We start from the raw sequence: 17259 nt of genomic DNA, 5'->3' as shown, positions 1-17259 counted from the left end.
GCCCGCGGCCCCGCCCCCGCCCCCGCCCCCGCCCCCGCCCCCGCCCCCGCCCCCGCCCCCGGCCCCAGACCCGGCCCCAGACCCGGCCCCGGCCCCGGCCCCAGACCCGGCCCCGGCCCCGGCCCCGGCCCCGGGACCGGGAGCGGCAGTGGCAGCGGCGTTCTTCGGCGGGGGAGCGAGGAGCCGTCTGGCGACCGCCGCCGCGCCCTCCTCCCGTGACAGCCCCACCTCGGCCCACGTCAGGCCCCCCGGCGTGATGTCACCCGGACGGACCGGCCCGGGATCGATCACCCGGATGTCGCCCACCCCACCCGCCGCCAGCAGGGCAACGATCTGCGCCCCCACGCGCCCGGCCCCGTAGACCCGGACCTTGGCCTCCCGGCGGCGTCGCAGCAGCTCGACGCCGCCCTCGGGGCCGTTGGAGGCGAGGTCGAGCGCGTCGAGGTCCGGTTTCAGCCGATCTCTCTCGGCGAGGGAGAGCTCCCGCAGCGGCTCAGGGAACGGACCGGCGTCGTGAAGGGCGCCCCGCGTGGCAAGGTAGTCGAGCAAAGCCTGAGCACACGGCTCGTCGAGACCGGCCGCCGCCGCGTCGCGCAGCACCCGCCGCAGGTCGCGGGTGCCGTCGAGCCCCTCGATCCACTGACGCACCGATCTCGTCAGGCCGGTCAGCGTGATGGCCCGGAGGGGATGCACGCCGTACTGCAAGGTGTGCTCGTCGCGGAGGATGCGCCGGAGGGCCGGCTTCACACGTGGCCTCATGGCCGGAAGGTTCGCACGTCCGACCAAGATCCCGAGCCGCTTCCGCGCCGCCTGTGGACAACCTCCGACCGCGCCGCCTGCCCTGTGGAAAACCCGCCACCCCGTAGAACGCAGCGCCCGCCCGAAACCGCACCCGGCCGCCGACGGCCAGGCTCCGCATCCAGCGCCTTGCGGTGGCCGGGGGACCGGATCCAATGCCCTGCGGCGGCCGGGCTGCGCATCCAACGCCCCGGGGTGGCCAGGGACCGCATCCAACGCCCTGCGGCGGCCGCGAACCGCATCCGGCCGCCGCAGGGCGTTACGCTTCGCCGCATGAGCGAGCTCTTGGTCGACCGCCAAGACGACGGAGTCGTCTTCCTCACCCTCAACCGCCCAGACCTGCGCAACGCCATGACCGACACCATGACGGCCGAATGGCGCGAAACCATGACCACCCTGGCCGCCGATCGTGACCTGCGCTGTGTCGTCGTCACCGGCGCGGGCAGCGCGTTCTCCTCCGGCGGCGATCTGTCGTGGATCGGCGAGCGGGGCGCCGAGGCCGTGCCGCCGCTGCGCGACCGCATGCTGGCCTTCTACCGCACCTGGCTCATGATCGCCGGTCTGGAGGTCCCGACCGTCGCCGCCGTCAACGGCCCGGCCGTCGGCGCGGGCCTGTGCGTGGCCCTGGCCTGCGACCTCGTCTACGCCGCCGACGACGCGAAACTGCTGGCCCCCTTCACCCGGCTCGGCCTGCATCCGGGCATGGCCGCCACCTATCTGCTGCCCAGAAGAGGCGGCGCCGGACTGGCCCGGGAGATGCTCCTGACCGGCCGCGCGCTTACGGGTACGGAAGCGGCAGATAAAGGCTTGGTAAATCAATCTTTCCCGAAGAATGACCTTCTCGACGAGGTTTCGGTCATCGCCAAGAAGATCGCAGAGATGGCTCCAGTTGCCACCCGCCTCACAAAGGTCGCGCTGAACCAAGACCATCAAGACCTGGAAGCCGCCCTGAGGTGGGAATCCTTGGCCCAGCCCGTGACCATGGCATCATCGGACCTGCTGGAGGGCCTGTCAGCGCATCGGGAAAGGCGCATGCCCAAATTCACCGGCTCTTAATCATCTGACCAGCAGAAACAACGTCCACCCTCTGTGGAATTTCGTCAGTCTCGGCTAACGTGCTTATGTGCCCCCCGAGACAGTCGAGGTCCGTCGCAGTTCTCGTCGCCGGCGTACGGTCTCCGCCTACCGCGACGGCGACAAGACGATCGTGCTCCTGCCAGCCTGGCTGAGCGGCGAAGACGCGGATGAATGGGTGAGCCGGATGCTCGACCGGCTGGCCGCCAAGGAAGAACGAAGAAGGCCGACCGACGAGGCCCTGCTCGAACGGGCGAGGGAACTGTCGGTGAAGTACCTCGACGGCCGGCCCGACCCCGTGAGCGTCCGATGGGTCGACAACCAGCAGCACCGCTGGGGCTCCTGCACCCCGGAGAACGGGACGATCAGGATCTCGACCCGGCTCAAGGGCCTGCCCGAGTGGGTCATCAACTACGTCATCATCCATGAGCTCGCGCACCTGATCGTGCCGAGCCATGGCCCCAGGTTCTGGGCGCTGGTAGAACAGTATCCGAAGGCGGAGCGGGCACGCGGCTTCCTCGAAGGATTCTCCGCGGCGGCCCCCACGGCACCGGAGGAGTGTTGACGCGCATCGTCGCCGTCCTGGTACGCGGCCACATGGCCGAAGCGGCGCCCCCCGGCGTCGATCCACGGCAGTTCCTGGAGGCCGTGGCCGAGGACACCTACGAGATGGTCGCCGGCCTGGAGTTCGTGACCCCGGTCCTGATCACCGCAGTCCCCGGCCTCGACGACATCGTCTGGCCCGGCACGGAGATCGTCACGATCGCGGAGGACGAGCCGCTGCGCGCGGTCCTCGGCCGGCTGTCCGGCGACCAGGCCGCCGTGATCAACGCCGACGCGCCCGACCTGCCTTCGCTGCTGGTCGGCAAGCTGTTCAGGGAACTGGGCCGGGCCGAGATCACGGTCTGCCCGGCGGCGGGCGGCGGCGCGGTGGCGCTGGCCTGCTCGCTCCCGCTTCCCGGCTGGGCCGACCCCGACCTCGACGATCCCGACGTCGTCGCCACCCTCCGCGCCCAGGCGCCGGGCCCGCGCAGGGTCGCCACCATCTCGGGCTGGCATCGGCTGCGCACCCTCGACGACGTCGAACGCCTCGACCCCGGTCTCGAAGGCTGGGACAACACCCGCGCCCTGATCACGAGCCGCTGACCACGCCTCAGGGCACGGTGAGCTCGGCCAGCACGGCCCGGTGATCGGTGCCCGGCACGTCGCGCACGCTGACCTCCCTGACCCCCACCCGCTCGTCCACCAGCACGTGGTCGATGGTGATGATCGGCGGCACCCGCTTGTTGGCCGGCCACGTGGGGATCAGCCCCGCGCCCACCTGATCGGCCGCGTCCTTGTACCCCCGGGCCAGCAGCCTGCGCAGTGAGGCGTGATCGAGCGAGGCGTTGAAGTCGCCGGCGAGGATCCGCACGGTTTCGCGGCTGGCGGAAGGCAGCTTGGAGAGCGCCTCGTTCCAGTTGACCACGTTGGGGCCGAGCGGCGGGTAGGGGTGGACGTCCACGAACTCGATCGGCTTCCCGCCCGGCAGCGACACCATGGCGGCGGGCATCTTGTGCCCCACGGGTGGGACCAGGTCCGGGAGCGGCTGGAGCGGATGCCTGGAGTAGAGGCCGCTTCCGCCGGCGTCCCATTCGTCCTCAAGTACGCGGTGAGGCATGAGCCCCTTAAGGCCCGCCGCGTCCATGTCGGCCACGGCGGCCGGCGTCAGCTCCTGCGTGCTCAGCACGTCGGGCCGGAACTCGCGGACCAGATTCACGATCACCTGCGCGTCGGCCCTGCCGAACAGCATGTTGATGGTCATGACCTTGAACGGCCTGCCGGTCGTGGCCTCGGCCGTGCCCAGCGCGCGGGGCAGGACGCTGAACCCGAGCGCGGTCGTGGTGAGCAGCGCGACGGCCGTCGCGGCCCGCTTGCGCCCGACCGCGGCGATCAGGAGGGGGACCAGGGACCCGGCCGCCGCGTACGGCGTCGCGGTCATGAGCTGCGTGGGCAGCGAACCTCGTTCCAGCCCGGCCACCCGGGCCACGGCCCAGGCCGCGAAGGGTGTCACGGCCAGCCAGGTCAGGACGTTGCCGGGCAGCTTGCGCGGCTTGCGGCCAGGCGTCACGATCGTGCCGCCAACGGCGGAAGTCTCCACGCGGCCCCCCTTGGAACGATGCGAAGGACTCTAGCCCAGCGAACGGGAGCGCGAGCCGAGAGCGGCGCGTCCGCGTGCGGCCAGCCGGCGCGTGGCCTCGTCGGTCGGTTCGGGGATCTCGTCGACGGGGAACCAGCGCAGGTCGAGCGATTCGTCGCTCATGACGGCCTCGGCGCCGGGAGGGGCCACGGCCGCGTACTCGACGTCGAGGTGCCAGCTGCGCGGCGGGTGGCACCAGACCTCGTGCTTGTCCACGGCCAGCGGCCCGGGCAGCAGCTCAAGTCCGGAGATTCCCGACTCTTCGGTGGCCTCGCGCAGCGCCACCGCCTCAAGCGTGGCGTCGAAGTCCTCGCAGTGGCCGCCCATGGGCAGCCAGCGCCCGGCCTTCGGGTGCAGCGTGAGCAGCACCTGGGCGCCGTCGTGACTGAGCACGGCGGTCGTGGCCGTCAGGTGGCCGGGCGCGCACGCGCGCCACATGGCGTCGTCGTACGTCCGCAGATGGCCGAGGAACTCGGCGCGCAGCGCCTCCTCCCCGGAGGTCGGCGCGGTCCACGAGGACAGCACCGCCACCGCGTCGTCGTGCAGGGTCACCGGCCGCCGTCCTGGTCGCCGTCCTCGCCGCCGTTCTCGTTGTCGGGCTTGGCCTCCAGATGGGAGATGTCCCAGGCCGCCTCGCCGCGGACGAACGCGTCGGGGTCGTCGAGGTCCTCGGCCGTCGGCATGAGGTCGGGGTGGCCCCACAGGGCGTCGCGGCCGTCGACGCCGCGCTCGGTCTCCAGCGCGCGCCACAGCGCCGCCGCCTCGCGCAGCCGCCGGGGCCGCAGCTCCAGCCCGACCAGCGTGCCGAACGTCAGCTCCGCGGGCCCGCCGGTCGCCCGGCGTCTGCGTACGGTCTCGGCCAGTGCGACGGCCGAGGGCAGCTTGCCGTCGGCGGCGCGGTCGACCACCGTGGCCACCCACCCCTCGACCAGGGCGAGCATCGTCTCCAGACGGGCCAGGGCGGCCTTCTGCCGCTCGGTCTCCTCGGGCTTGAGCAGGCCGCCGCCGCTCAGCGCCTCCTGGATCGCCTCGGGATTGTTGATGTCGAGCCCGCGGATCTGCTCCTCCAGCGCGGAGGTGTCCACGGTGATGCCCTTGGCGTATTCCTCGACGGCCCCGAGCAGGTGCGAGCGCAGCCACGGGACGTGCTGGAACAGCCGGTGATGCGCGGCCTCGCGCAACGCCAGATAGAGCCTGATCTCGTCGGCGGGGATCTCAAGGCCCTCGCTGAAGGAGGCGATGCCGCCGGGCAGCAGCGCCGCCGTGCCGGACAGCGGCAGGCCGATGTCGGTCGTGCCGATGACCTCGCGCGCCAGCGAGCCGAGCGCCTGGCCGATCTGCTGACCGACCATCATGCCGCCCATCTGCTTGAGCATGCCCATCAGCGGCCCGGCCATCTGCTGGGCCTCGGGCGGCAGCCCGGAGCCGCCGAGCGCGCCGCCCATGGTCTCGACCATGCGTTCGGCAACGGGCTCGCAAAGCTTCCGCCAGACCGGGACCGTGTTCTCGATCCACTCGGACCGGCTCCAGGCCTGCGGGTTGGACACGCCGCTCGGCAGTGTCGTCGCCTCGTTCAGCCACAGGTCGGCCAGGCTCAGCGCCTCGACGATCTGGCGGCGCTCGCCTTCCATGACGCTCGGATCGCCTTGGGCGACCACGGCGTGTCGTGCGATGTTCTTGGCCATGTCCCAGTTGACAGGGCCTGAACCCTGAGGCGCCGACAACATGTCGGCGAACTGGCGCATCGCCTGAGCCATTTGCTCAGGGTTGCCGAACATGGCGAACGGGTTCTCGTTAGGGTCGTTTTCGCGACCTGGCAGGTCAGTCACCGCTCTACCTCGTGCAGGATGGAGGAGTCCACATCCGCCACGTTAGTCGTCCTACGGCGGATCAGTGCAAAGTGAGGACCTGGTGCCTACCTCGAAACGCCCGCGCCAACCCGTCGTCGCCGTCACCGGCGCGGCCTCCGGCATCGGCCGCGAGTTGCTCGTGAGGCTCGTATCCTCCGCGGATTTCCGCAGAGTGGTGGCCATCGACGAGGAGCGCGGCGACGTTCAGGAAGCCACGTGGAGAGTGATCGACGTACGGGATCCGCTCTTGGCGAACCGGATCTCCGACATCGACGTCCTGGTCCATCTGGCCGGTGACTACGCCGTCGACTCCGAGCCCGGGGCGCGGCGCGCGTACAACCTCAGAGCGGCGCAAACGGTGCTCACCGCCTGCGCCGCCGCCCGCGTGCGGCGGGTGATCCTGGTCACCAGTGCCATGGTCTACGGCGCCGCGCCCGACAACGAGGTCCCCCTGCCGGAGGACTCCCCGGTGGCCGCCGAGCCCGACACCGGCGTCGTGGGCGACTACCTGGAGATCGAGTCGCTGGTCCGCAGGTCGCTGCGCAGCCACCCGGGCCTGGACGTCACGGTGCTGCGCCCGGCGGCGGTCGTCGGCCCGGGTGTCGACACGGTCATCACCCGGCACTTCGAGTCGCCGAGGCTGCTCACGGTCAAGGGCTGCAACCCGCATTGGCAGTTCTGCCACATCGACGACCTGATCTCGGCGCTGGAACTGGCCGCCAAGGGGGTCGTCACCGGCGTGGTGGCCGTGGGCTCCGACGGCTGGCTGGAGCAGGAGCAGGTCGAGGAGCTGTCCGGAATCCGGCGGTTCGAGCTGCCGGCCGGGCTCACGTTCGGCACCGCGCAGCGCCTGCACCGGCTCGGCATCACCCCGGCCCCCGCCACCGACCTGCACTACGTCGTCTATCCGTGGGTCGTCGACTGCTCGGCGCTGCGCGAGGCGGGCTGGAAACCCACGTGGACCAACGACGCCGCCTTCCGGCAGCTCCTCGAACTCCGCGAGAACAGGACCACCGTGGTCGGCAGGCGGCTGCCGGTCAAGGAGGCCACGCTCACCGCGGCCGGCGCCACGGTCGCCGTCATCGGCACCGCGGCGATCGTCCGACAGGTGCGCAAAAAGCGTCGCCAGTAGGAGCGTGAGGTTAGGCTCTTTCCGTGGACGTCATCCGGTTGCTCGGCATTCGTGACACCCCGTTGTCCGTGGACGAGGTGCTGGCCGCGGTGGAAGACCACGCGGCGGGCGGCACCGCGATCTTCATCGGCACGGTGCGCGAACAGGACCATGGCAAGCCCGTGACCCGGCTCTCCTACTCGGCCCACCCCTCGGCGCCCGACGAGCTGCGCCGGGTCGCCGAGAAGGTCGCGGCCGACTTCCCCGTCACCGCGATCGCCGCCGTCCACCGGGTCGGCGACCTGGGGCTCGGCGACACGGCGGTGATCGTCGCCGTGGCCTCGCCACACCGCGACGAGGCGTTCAAGGCCTCGCGCAGGCTCATCGACGACCTCAAGTCAGAGGTCCCCATCTGGAAACATCAGGTGTTCGCCGATGGCGAGACCGAGTGGGTCGGCGCCTGCGAATAAGCTCATCACCATGTCACGACGCGTCCTCACCCTGCTGCTCGCGGGCTTCTTCGTGCTCGCGCTGGGCGTCGTGGGCGCGTTCCGGCCGGTGCCGTACGTCGTGCTGAGTCCCGGCCCCACAGAGAACACCATCGGCGAGATCGACAAGAAGCCGGTGATCTCGATCAGCGGTCGGCAGACCTATCCGACCAGCGGCGCGCTGAGCCTGGTCACGGTGGCCTACCAGGGTGGCCCGGCCGCCCAGATCGACCTGCTGACCGCGTTGCGCGGCTGGATCGACCCGACCGTCGCGGTGGTCCCGCAGGAGACCATCTTCCCGCCCGGCCGCGACGCGAAGAAGGTCGACGAGGAGAACGCGGTCGAGATGACCAACTCCCAAGACTCGGCCAAGGCCGCCGCGCTCAACGAGCTCAAGATCCCCTACGAGCGGGTCGTCACGGTCCTGTCCACCGAGAAGGGCAAGCCCGCCGACGGCAAGCTGCAGAAGGGCGACCAGATCAACTCGGTCGACGGCAAGCCGGCCACCGACTCCCAGCTCGTCGGAGACACCGTCAAGGCCCACAAGCCGGGCGAGACCGTGACCTTCAACGTGACCAGGGGCAGCCAGAAGCTCGACGTCTCCCTCCAGCCGATCGCCAGCAAGGACGGCAAGCCCCTCGTCGGCGTGCTCATGCAGGAGAAGTTCAAGTTCCCCTTCGACGTCGAGATCAACGTGGGCGACGTCGGCGGGCCGAGCGCCGGGCTGATGTTCTCGCTCGGCATACTCGACAAGCTGACCCCGGGCGAGATCACCGGGGGCAAGCGCATCGCCGGCACCGGCACCATCGACACCGAGGGCCAGGTGGGGCCCATCGGCGGCATCGCCCAGAAGATGGTGGGGGCCCGCGACTCGGGCGCGACCGTCTTCCTCACCCCCGCCGACAACTGCGCCGAGGCCATGAAGGCCGTCCCCGACGGCTTGCGCCTGGTCAAGGCCGACACGTTGCACGACGCGGTGCTCGCGCTCGACGCGCTGCGCACCGGAAAGGGCAATGTGCCCGCTTGTGAGGCCGGATGAAACTTCCGGCGAGCGCCGTGCGTTAGCCGTACGGCTGGCGCTGCGGTGTAAGTTGCCAGACACGGACCGTTTCTTCATCACGACGAGGGGTTGGCCTTGAGCTTCCGGACCCCAGGGGCCGGCAGGGCGATGCGCTTGCCACGCCGGCCGCGGCTGCTTCTGCCTGTGGCCATCGCGCTGGTCGCGATCGTGGCCCTGTTTTTTCTTTTTTCTGGGATTTATACCGACTACCTGTGGTTTGACGCGACCAACTACACGTCGGTCTTCTCCGGGGTGCTGCTGACCGAGATCGTGCTGTTCCTCGTCGGAGCGGTGCTCATGGTCGGCATCGTGGGCGGCAACATGCTGCTGGCCTTCCGCACCCGGCCGATGTTCGGCCCCGCCGTGTTCGGCGGCGGCAGCGGAGCCGACCGCTATCGCATGGCGCTCGACCCCCACCGCAAGCTGATCTTCATCGTCGGCATGGGCCTGCTCGCGCTCTTCTCCGGCTCCTCGTTCGCGGGGCAGTGGAAGACGTGGCTGCAGTTCGTGAACGGGGCCACGTTCGACAAGAAGGACGAGATGTTCGGCATGGACATCTCCTTCTTCATGTTCGATTACCCGTTCATCAGGATGGTGCTGAACTTCCTGTTCACCGCCGTGATCATCTCGATCGTCCTGGCCACGATCACCCACTACCTCTACGGCGGCTTCCGGCTGCAGTCGCCGGGCGTGCACGCCTCCAAGGCCGCGCGGATCCACCTTTCCGTGCTGCTCGGCGTGTTCGTCCTGCTCAAGGCCGTCGCCTACTACATCGACCGGTTCGGTCTGGTCTTCTCCGACCGGGGCTACGTGCACGGCGCGTCCTACACCGACGTCAACGCCGTGCTCCCGGCCAAGAACATCCTCGCGATCATCGCGCTGATCTGTGCCGTGCTGTTCTTCGCCGGTGTCGTGCGCCCCGGCGGCATGCTGCCCGGCGTCTCGTTCGGCCTGCTCGTGCTCTCGGCGATCCTGATCGGCGGCGTCTACCCGGCGCTGGTCGAGCAGTTCCAGGTCAAGCCCAACCAGCAGGGCAAGGAAGCCCTCTACATCGACCGGAACATCCAAGCCACCCGATCAGCCTACGACGTGCAGAACGCCGAAGTGATCGACTACAACGCCCAGGCCGACCCGACCAAGGTCAGCGCCGGCGGCGACGAGTCGGTGACCGGCGTACGCCTGCTCGACCCGGCGCTGGTGTCTTCCACGTTCGAGCAGACCCAGCGCATCCGCGGCTTCTACGGCTTCCCCGACCAGCTCGACGTCGACCGCTACCCGGGCAAGGACGGCAAGCTGGTCGACCACGTGGTCGGCGTCCGCGAGCTGCTCGGCCCGCCCGCGCCCCAGAACAACTGGATCAACCGCGCGCTGGTCTACACCCACGGCTACGGCTTCGTCTCCGCGCCGGGCAACCAGGTCGACGCGGGCGGCCTGCCCGCCTACGACAGCAAGGACATGCCGGTCACCGGCGACCTCGCCGCCGCGACCGGGCTCAAGGAGTCGCGCGTCTACTTCGGTGAGAACCCCGGCTCCACCGAGTACGTCATCGCCGGCGGCAACCCCGGCAAGCCACAGGAGCTCGACTACCCGGTCTCCGGCGGCCAGACGGGCCAGCAGAACACGACCTACACCGGCAAGGGCGGCGTGCCGATCGGCTCGGCACTCAGCCGGCTGGTCTACGCCGCCAAGTACGGCGAGATGAACATCCTGCTGTCGGGTGACATCAACGAGAACTCCAAGATCCTCTACGTGCGCAACCCGCGGGAGCGGGTGGAGAAGGTCGCGCCGTTCCTGACCCTCGACGGGAACGCCTACCCGGCGATCGTCGACGGCCGGATCACCTGGATCATCGACGGGTACACCACGTCCAACGCGTACCCGTACTCGCAGAGCGAGAGCCTCGGCGACATGACCCGCGACCTGGCCACCGACCGTCGCGTGGTCGCCCAGCAGCCGCAGGACGAGATCAACTACATCCGCAACTCGGTCAAGGCCACGGTCGACGCCTACGACGGCACGGTCACGCTCTACGCCTGGGACGGCAACGACCCGGTGCTGAAGACGTGGTCCAACGCCTTCCCCGGCACGATCAAGCCCGCCTCGCAGATGAGCCCCGAACTCCAGGCGCACGTCCGCTACCCGGAAGACCTGTTCAAGGTCCAGCGCTACATGCTGTCGCGCTACCACGTCACCAACGCGGCCGCCTTCTACAGCGCCCAGGACTTCTGGAACATCCCCAGCGACCCGTCGCAGGGCAACCAGTCGGTCAAGCAGCCGCCGTACTACCTGACGGCGACGATGCCCGACGAGTCCGAGCCGTCGTTCTCGCTGACCACGACCTTCGTCCCCAGAGAAGGCCCCAACCTGGCGGCGTTCATGGCGGCGGGCTCCACGGTCGGCAAGGACTACGGCAAGCTGCGCATCCTGCGCATGCCGTCCAACACCACGGTCCCCGGCCCCGGTCAGGCCCAGAACAACTTCCAGAACAAGTTCTCGGGCGAGCTGGGCCCCCTCGGCCTCGGCCAGGCCAACGTCAGGTACGGCAACCTGCTGACCCTGCCGTACGCGAACGGGCTGATCTACATCGAGCCCGTCTACGTGCAGACCAAGGCGGGCACCGGCCAGGAGCCGTACCCGATCCTGCGGCGGGTGCTGGTGGCGTTCGGCAACAAGGTCGGCTCGGGTGACACTCTCGACCAGGCGCTGGAGCAGGTGTTCGGCGGCGAGCAGCAACAGCAGAACACCCAGCCGCAGCAGAACACGCCCAACCAGACGAACACGTCGGCGATGAACACCGCCATCTCCAACGCCCAGAAGGCCTACGAGGACGCTCAGAAGGCCCTCCAGGCCAACCCCCCGAACTGGGACGAGTACGGCAAGGCGCAGAAGCGGCTGCAGGAGGCGCTGAAGCAGATCGAGAGCGCCAACGTCCAGCCGGCGGCGACCCCGTCGCCCTCGGCCTCCCCGTCGGCCTCTCCCTCGGCGTCACCGTCGGCCTCACCGCCGGCAACGTCCACGCCGACGCCTACACCGTCGGGCACACAGGCCGGAGGCGCGACCTAGCCCATTCGGTTTGCGCCCACCCCGCGTCACCGATAGGCTTGAGAAGCAAGACAACGACGCGGGGTGGAGCAGTTCGGTAGCTCGCTGGGCTCATAACCCAGAGGTCGCAGGTTCAAATCCTGCCCCCGCTACCAAGATTCGAGGTCCTGGCCGACGGCCAGGGCCTCGTTGCTTTTTCACCGGCACCGCAGATCCCATCCGGCGTCGTCCGTCTCCAGGAACTCGGCCACGGCGGCCGCGGGATCGCCGTCGCTGAAGTACACCCGGCCGCCCGTCTTGTCGTAGTAGCTCGTGAGCTCGGCCTCGGGCAGGCTGGTGAGCAACGAGAACCTGACGAGGAAGTCACAGTGGTCACCGTTGCCCTCCTGCACCCCCACCGACCCCTGCGCCCCGAAGGCGTTGAAGGAGGTGCCAGGCGGTAGCGGATGGGCGAGGACCCGATTCTCCATGTCCGCCAAGCGGAGGTCGTTGCCCCACATCGGCACCATGACGAGCAGAGCCACCGCCACGGGCACCGCCACGAGGGGAATCCTGCGACGCGGAAGAGAGCGGCGTGCCGGGAGAGGGGTTTCAGCAGCATGAGGCCCATGATCACGCCGCCGACGCGCCCGGACAAGGCCGACCGGGTCGAGGGACTCCGAAAGGGCGGTATAGTTGATAACAACACACCGACGCGGGGTGGAGCAGTTCGGTAGCTCGCTGGGCTCATAACCCAGAGGTCGCAGGTTCAAATCCTGTCCCCGCTACCAATCCGAAGTCCCTGGTCGCCACACGGCGACCAGGGACTTCGTCGTTTTCGACCCTAGATCGTGCTCAGGCTTGTCGTACGACCTCTGTCCTGATTACATGATTACATGACGGAAAAAGACGTTCCGACCATCTACGAGTGGGCGGGCGGAACCGAGGCGTTCGAACGGCTGACCGTGACGTTCTACCGGACCGTCCTGAAGGACGACCTCATCGGTCCGCTGTTCGCCCACATGGACGCCGACCATCCCAAATACGTTGCCATGTGGCTCAGCGAGGTCTTCGGCGGCCCCGACCGGTACACCCACGAACGCGGCGGATACTCCCACATGCTCGCCCACCACCTGGGCCGGGCGATCACCGAGCCGCAGCGCCGCCGCTGGGTGAACCTCCTCATGGACGCCGCCGACGAGGTCGGCCTGCCCGACGACCCCGAGTTCAGGGCCGCGTTCGCCGGCTACATCGAGTGGGGCACCCGGCTGGCCGTGCACAACTCCCAGCCCGGCGCGACCCCGCCACCGGAGGCCCCGGTTCCGCACTGGGGTTGGGGAGTCGCTCCGCCATACCAGCCGTAACCTGGAGGAATGGGAAGCACGTCGCGCGGGCGACTGCGGGTCTACCTGGGCGCGGCGCCCGGCGTCGGCAAGACGTACGCCATGCTCGGCGAGGCGCGACGGGCCAAGGAGCGCGGCCGTGACGTGGTCGTGGGCCATGTCGAGACCCACGGCCGCGACCAGGTCGCCCGCCTGCTCGACGGCCTGGAGATCGTGCCGGGACGCACCCTTCCCCATCGCGGCGCCACGTTCACCGAGCTCGACGCCGACGCGGTCATCGCCCGCCGCCCCAAGGTCGTGCTGGTCGACGAGCTGGCCCACACCAACGCGCCCGGCTCCCGACACGCCAAACGCTGGCAGGACGTCCAGGACATCCTGGACGCCGGCATCGACGTCGTCTCCACGCTCAACATCCAGCACCTGGAGTCCCTGCGCGACGTGGTCGAGCAGATCACCGGCCTGCCGCAGCGCGAGACGGTCCCCGACGACCTCGTACGGCGGGCCGAACGGCTCGAACTCGTCGACATGTCACCCGAGGCCCTGCGCCGACGGCTCGCGCACGGCAACGTCTACCCGCCCGAACGCGTCGACGCCGCCCTCGCCAACTACTTCCGCGTCGGCAACCTGTCCGCCCTGCGGGAGCTCGCCCTGCTCTGGGTGGCGGACCGGGTAGACCGGCAACTCACCGCGTACCGGGCCGACCACGACATCGCGGGTACCTGGGAGGCCCGCGAACGCGTGGTCGTCGCCCTCACCGGCGGCCCCGAGGGCGACACCCTCGTCCGCCGCGCCGCCCGCATCACGGCCAGGACCAAGGGCGCCGACCTCCTCGCCGTGCACGTGACCCGGGCCGACGCCCTGTCCACCGGGAGCGATCCCGCCAACCTGGTACGCCAGCGCAAACTCGTCGAGGACCTCGGCGGCACCTACCACCAGGTGGTCGGCGACGACATCCCGCGTGCGCTGATCGAGTTCGCCGACGGCGTGAACGCCTCGCAGCTCGTCCTCGGCGCCTCCCGGCGGGGACGGCTCGCGCAGCTGCTCACCCGAGGCGTGGGCATGACGACGACCACGTTGTCCGGCTCGATCGACGTGCACATGGTCCCGCACGAAGCCATCAGGAAGGGCTCCGGCCGGCCGCCGTCCAGGGGCGCGTTGACGCGTACGCGAAGGTTGTCCGGCTGGGCGCTGACCCTGGTCGCGATGCCGTCGCTCACCGGCGTGATCGCGCCGCTGGACCTGAGCCTGCCCAGCGAGATCCTGCTCTTCCTACTGCTGGTCGTCGGCGTCGCGCTGGTGGGCGGGATGTGGCCGGCGCTCACGGCGGCGGTGCTCGCGTTCGGCCTGCTCAACTGGTTCTTCACGCCGCCGGTGCACACCCTGACCATCTCCGAGCCGGAGAACGTGCTCTCCTTGGCCATCTTCGTCCTGGTCGCCGCCATGGTCAGCACGGTCGTGGACGTGGCCGCCCGGCGCCGCAGGGAGGCGGTCCGTTCGAGAGCGGACGCCGAGGTGCTCTCCACGCTGGCCGGACACGTCCTGCGCGGGGAGTCGGCGCTCGCTTCGTTGCTCGGACGGTTGCGCGAGACGTTCGGACTGACCGCGGTCACCCTGCTCGAACGGGCCGACCCGCCGGGGGACTGGCGCATCGTCGCCACGTCCGGCGGCCCCCCGATCACCGCCCCGCCCGCCACTGCTGCGGACGGCGGGCGCGGCGTCGTCACCATTGACGACCGGCTGGTGCTCGCGACCCGCGGCCGGCTGCTCGACGCCAGCGACCGCCGCGTCCTGGAGGCGTTCGCCGCCGAGGCCGCCGTCGCCCTGCGCCAGGAACGGCTGCGCGAGGCGGCCGAGCGCGCCGAACCGCTGGCCGAGGCCGACCGCATGCGCACCGCGCTGCTCGCCGCTGTCGGCCACGACCTGCGCACCCCGCTCGCCTCCGCCATGGCCTCCGTGGAGAGCCTGTGCAACACCGACATCGCCTGGTCCGACGAAGACCGCGCCGAACTGCTGGCCACCGCCCACGAGTCCCTGATCAAACTGAACCGGCTCGTCTCGAACCTGCTCGACATGAGCCGCCTCCAGGCCGGCGTCCTGGGCGTCACCCTGCGACCCGTCGCCGTCGAGGACGTGCTGCCCCGCGCCATCGACGACCTCGGCCCGCTGCGCGACCGCGTCAAAGGGGACCTTCCGGTCGACCTGCCGGAGTTCCAGGCCGACCCGGCCCTGCTCGAACGCGTCCTGGTCAACCTGATGGCCAACGCCGTCCGTTACAGCCCCGAAGGCGAGCCCGTGCTCGTCACCGCGAGCTGGCACGGCGAACACGTCGAGATGCGCATCATCGACAGGGGGCCAGGAATCCCCCCAGAGGCACATGAAAGGGTGTTCCTGCCCTTCCAACGACTCGGCGACCGCGACAACCACACCGGCGTGGGCCTTGGTCTCGCACTCTCGCGCGGCCTCACCGAGGCGATGGGCGGCACGCTCCTCCTTGAGGACACCCCCGGAGGAGGGCTCACCATGACCGTCTCACTGAGGAGGGCCCCGTGACCCGTGTGCTCGTCGTCGATGATGAGCCCCAGATCCTGCGTGCCCTGCGCATCAACCTGGCGGCCAGGCACTATGAGGTCGCGGTCGCCCCGGACGGCGCGTCGGCGCTGCGCCAGGCCGCCGACTGGCATCCCGACCTGGTCGTCCTCGACCTCGGACTGCCCGACCTCGACGGGGTCGAGGTCATCGAGGGGCTGCGGGGCTGGACCAAGGTCCCGATCATCGTGTTGTCGGGACGTACCGACAGTACGGACAAGGTGGACGCACTCGACGCCGGCGCCGACGACTACGTCACCAAGCCGTTCGGCATCGACGAGCTGCTGGCCCGCATCCGCGCGGTGACCCGCCGCACGAACCAGCACGAAGAGGAACCCGCGACGGTGCGGCTCGGCGACCACGTGATCGACCTCGCCGACAAGACGATCTCAGGCGGCGTACGGCTGACTCCGACGGAATGGCACTTCCTGGAGATCCTGCTCCGCAATCCCGGCAAACTGATCAGCCAGCGGCAGCTGCTGACCGAGGTGTGGGGCGCCAACTACCTGAAAGAGACGCACTACCTGCGTCAGTACATGGCCCAACTGCGCCGCAAGCTCGAACGCGACCCCGCCCACCCGGTGCACCTGCTGACCGAACCCGGCATGGGGTACCGGTTTCAGCCCTCCTGATCCCTGACCATGACGATCGCCTTGAGCACAGCCCACCCGAACAACAGGATCCCGAACAGCACCTGAGCGGCACGCACCCACACCGAAGACGTCTGATCTGCATAGATCACAACACCGATCCACATCAGACCAAATATCCCGACCAGGATGATTGCCGACCAGTTCAGCCCCCGTTGCCACATAAGTGCAGTGTTACAGCCGGGCAGCCAAGGCCGGGTATGGCCACAGTCCTCATCCGGTCGAAGCCTGCCGTACCGGGGGGAACAGCCCAGAACGATCGGTTGTGGGGGACCGCCGGCTCAGCGGGGGAGCGTCCGGTGCGTCCCGACGCACCGCCGCAGTCGCATCCCGCGCACCCGCACGACCGGCGGCTGTTGCGGCTGCTGCTCCTCCTGCAGGCAGGCGAGCAGCGCCTCGGCCGTACGCGCGTCGGCCAGGATGCGCTGAACGTCCTCCTCGTCCGCGGGCAGCTGGCCGCGTTCGGCCAGCTCGCGGGTGAGGAAGGCGAGCGGGTCGGGCGCGCCGACCATGTCGGCCGCCACCGTCGCCTGCGCCGCCGTGAGCAGCCGCAGGTAATGGGTACGCAGGACGGCCTCGCGCACACGTGCGTGTTCGAGGTCTTCGATCAGGGTTCGGGCGATTCGCAGGAGGTCTCCCGCATGAGTCGCCGGGTCGGCGAGGAAGGCACGGATGTCGTCGAACTCCGAGCGGGTCATGGCGGGCACCTCCGAGAGCGCAGTCTGCTCGTGGATACCTTCGTACCGAGGGGCGATTGCGGATGACTTGCTGACGGCTTGACTCCGGGTGTCGTACGGGCGGACATGCCCCGGGATGACCTAGGTTTGACGATCTTGTGGCCAGGGAAGGACCCTACGATTACCTGTGTGGCGCGAAGTAGGCGCGGGAGACTGCTAGAGTTGCTTCGCGCAGGGCGGCCGAGGGGCTCGCAAGAGCCTCAAGAGAAGCCCGGCAAATCCCACTTCCTCTGGTTCATTCAAGACGGTTCAGAGCGGTCTGAATGAGCTGGTAAGTTAGAGGGGTTGTCCCGGAAGCGGGGCGCGACTTAATTACCGCAGGTCGAGCAAGTCCGGTCAATTTGACAGAGACTTGAACGGCT

17 protein-coding genes and 2 tRNA genes are annotated in these 17259 nt (G+C 69.5%); 12 read left to right on the top strand and 7 right to left on the bottom strand.

Annotation, left to right across the window (positions count from 1 at the left end; all coding sequences use genetic code 11):
• Positions 1-759 (bottom strand): ThiF family adenylyltransferase (locus AB0J97_RS50900; RefSeq protein WP_364104477.1); only part of this gene is annotated, 759 nt, incomplete at its 3' end.
• 312 nt (positions 760-1071) lie between these two features.
• Here AB0J97_RS50900 and AB0J97_RS50895 point away from each other — a divergent pair.
• The 3 genes from AB0J97_RS50895 (at position 1072) to AB0J97_RS50885 (ending at position 3018) form a co-directional block, all read left to right on the top strand.
• The gene (locus AB0J97_RS50895; protein WP_357708295.1) at positions 1072-1854 is read left to right on the top strand and encodes an enoyl-CoA hydratase-related protein; all 783 of its coding nucleotides are present in this window, start codon (positions 1072-1074) and stop codon (positions 1852-1854) included.
• A 67-nt stretch (positions 1855-1921) separates the two neighbouring features.
• Entirely contained in the window at positions 1922-2437 is a 516-nt protein-coding gene (locus AB0J97_RS50890; RefSeq protein ID WP_357708293.1) for a M48 family metallopeptidase, read from the top strand.
• Positions 2434-3018, top strand: coding sequence for a hypothetical protein (locus tag AB0J97_RS50885; protein ID WP_364104472.1), 585 nt, complete (start codon positions 2434-2436; stop codon positions 3016-3018). The genes AB0J97_RS50890 and AB0J97_RS50885 overlap by 4 nt, the downstream gene beginning before the upstream one ends.
• A 7-nt stretch (positions 3019-3025) precedes the next feature.
• On the opposite strand, the gene AB0J97_RS50880 is transcribed toward AB0J97_RS50885, so the two are convergent.
• The 3 genes from AB0J97_RS50880 to AB0J97_RS50870 are packed head-to-tail and all read right to left on the bottom strand — an operon-like array spanning position 3026 to position 5829.
• Positions 3026-4012 carry an endonuclease/exonuclease/phosphatase family protein gene (locus AB0J97_RS50880; RefSeq protein WP_364104469.1) on the bottom strand — a complete coding sequence of 329 codons (987 nt, stop codon included), beginning with the start codon at positions 4010-4012 and terminating at the stop codon, positions 3026-3028.
• Positions 4013-4042: 30 nt separating this feature from the next.
• On the bottom strand, positions 4043-4603 hold the full coding sequence (locus AB0J97_RS50875; RefSeq protein ID WP_364104466.1) for an NUDIX hydrolase: 561 nt from the start codon (positions 4601-4603) through the stop codon (positions 4043-4045).
• Positions 4600-5829: a zinc-dependent metalloprotease gene (locus AB0J97_RS50870; protein ID WP_364104463.1), complete on the bottom strand. Its 1230-nt coding sequence runs from the start codon at positions 5827-5829 to the stop codon at positions 4600-4602. The genes AB0J97_RS50875 and AB0J97_RS50870 overlap by 4 nt, the downstream gene beginning before the upstream one ends.
• Positions 5830-5959: 130 nt before the next feature.
• Between AB0J97_RS50870 and AB0J97_RS50865 the strand changes: the two genes are divergently transcribed.
• The 5 genes from AB0J97_RS50865 (at position 5960) to AB0J97_RS50845 (ending at position 11757) form a co-directional block, all read left to right on the top strand.
• Positions 5960-7033: an NAD-dependent epimerase/dehydratase family protein gene (locus tag AB0J97_RS50865; RefSeq protein ID WP_364104480.1), complete on the top strand. Its 1074-nt coding sequence runs from the start codon at positions 5960-5962 to the stop codon at positions 7031-7033.
• 23 nt (positions 7034-7056) lie between these two features.
• Positions 7057-7482 (top strand): molybdenum cofactor biosynthesis protein MoaE, encoded by a 426-nt coding sequence (locus AB0J97_RS50860; protein WP_357708288.1) that lies wholly within the window; start codon positions 7057-7059, stop codon positions 7480-7482.
• Between the two features lie 10 nt (positions 7483-7492).
• Positions 7493-8539: a PDZ domain-containing protein gene (locus tag AB0J97_RS50855; protein ID WP_357708287.1), complete on the top strand. Its 1047-nt coding sequence runs from the start codon at positions 7493-7495 to the stop codon at positions 8537-8539.
• A gap of 129 nt (positions 8540-8668) precedes the next feature.
• Positions 8669-11623, top strand: coding sequence for a UPF0182 family protein (locus AB0J97_RS50850; protein WP_364104458.1), 2955 nt, complete (start codon positions 8669-8671; stop codon positions 11621-11623).
• Between the two features lie 57 nt (positions 11624-11680).
• A tRNA-Met gene (locus AB0J97_RS50845) sits at positions 11681-11757 on the top strand.
• A gap of 42 nt (positions 11758-11799) precedes the next feature.
• On the opposite strand, the gene AB0J97_RS50840 is transcribed toward AB0J97_RS50845, so the two are convergent.
• Positions 11800-12144: a hypothetical protein gene (locus AB0J97_RS50840; protein WP_364104455.1), complete on the bottom strand. Its 345-nt coding sequence runs from the start codon at positions 12142-12144 to the stop codon at positions 11800-11802.
• Between the two features lie 151 nt (positions 12145-12295).
• Between AB0J97_RS50840 and AB0J97_RS50835 the strand changes: the two genes are divergently transcribed.
• From AB0J97_RS50835 to AB0J97_RS50820, 4 genes are all read left to right on the top strand, one after another.
• Positions 12296-12372, top strand: a tRNA-Met gene (locus AB0J97_RS50835).
• Positions 12373-12477: 105 nt separating this feature from the next.
• Complete coding sequence (locus AB0J97_RS50830; protein ID WP_364104452.1) at positions 12478-12945, top strand: group II truncated hemoglobin; 468 nt, start codon at positions 12478-12480, stop codon at positions 12943-12945.
• 9 nt (positions 12946-12954) lie between these two features.
• Positions 12955-15474, top strand: a complete 2520-nt coding sequence (locus tag AB0J97_RS50825) for a DUF4118 domain-containing protein (protein ID WP_364104449.1) — start codon at positions 12955-12957, stop codon at positions 15472-15474.
• A complete protein-coding gene (locus tag AB0J97_RS50820) occupies positions 15471-16142 on the top strand; it encodes a response regulator (RefSeq protein WP_357708280.1) in 672 nt (223 codons plus the stop codon). The genes AB0J97_RS50825 and AB0J97_RS50820 overlap by 4 nt, the downstream gene beginning before the upstream one ends.
• Here AB0J97_RS50820 and AB0J97_RS50815 read toward each other — a convergent pair.
• The gene (locus tag AB0J97_RS50815) at positions 16130-16324 is read right to left on the bottom strand and encodes a hypothetical protein (protein ID WP_364104446.1); all 195 of its coding nucleotides are present in this window, start codon (positions 16322-16324) and stop codon (positions 16130-16132) included. The two genes, AB0J97_RS50820 and AB0J97_RS50815, sit on opposite strands and share 13 nt — an antisense overlap.
• Positions 16325-16441: 117 nt before the next feature.
• Positions 16442-16858, bottom strand: coding sequence for a hypothetical protein (locus AB0J97_RS50810; protein ID WP_364104443.1), 417 nt, complete (start codon positions 16856-16858; stop codon positions 16442-16444).
• Between the last annotated feature and the right edge of the window lie 401 nt (positions 16859-17259).

It is taken from the genome of Nonomuraea sp. NPDC049607 (assembly GCF_040675375.1).
Taxonomy (GTDB): domain Bacteria; phylum Actinomycetota; class Actinomycetes; order Streptosporangiales; family Streptosporangiaceae; genus Nonomuraea.
This window is presented reverse-complemented; position numbering and strand designations above follow the sequence as displayed.

Coding starts and splice junctions, on each gene's coding strand:
- AB0J97_RS50895 (WP_357708295.1), top strand. CDS start 1,072: ATGAGCGAGCTCTTGGTCGACCGCCAAGACGACGGAGTCGTCTTCCTC.
- AB0J97_RS50870 (WP_364104463.1), bottom strand. CDS start 5,829: ATGTTCGGCAACCCTGAGCAAATGGCTCAGGCGATGCGCCAGTTCGCC.
- AB0J97_RS50855 (WP_357708287.1), top strand. CDS start 7,493: ATGTCACGACGCGTCCTCACCCTGCTGCTCGCGGGCTTCTTCGTGCTC.
- AB0J97_RS50850 (WP_364104458.1), top strand. CDS start 8,669: ATGCGCTTGCCACGCCGGCCGCGGCTGCTTCTGCCTGTGGCCATCGCG.
- AB0J97_RS50830 (WP_364104452.1), top strand. CDS start 12,478: ATGACGGAAAAAGACGTTCCGACCATCTACGAGTGGGCGGGCGGAACC.
- AB0J97_RS50825 (WP_364104449.1), top strand. CDS start 12,955: ATGGGAAGCACGTCGCGCGGGCGACTGCGGGTCTACCTGGGCGCGGCG.
- AB0J97_RS50815 (WP_364104446.1), bottom strand. CDS start 16,324: ATGTGGCAACGGGGGCTGAACTGGTCGGCAATCATCCTGGTCGGGATA.
- AB0J97_RS50810 (WP_364104443.1), bottom strand. CDS start 16,858: ATGACCCGCTCGGAGTTCGACGACATCCGTGCCTTCCTCGCCGACCCG.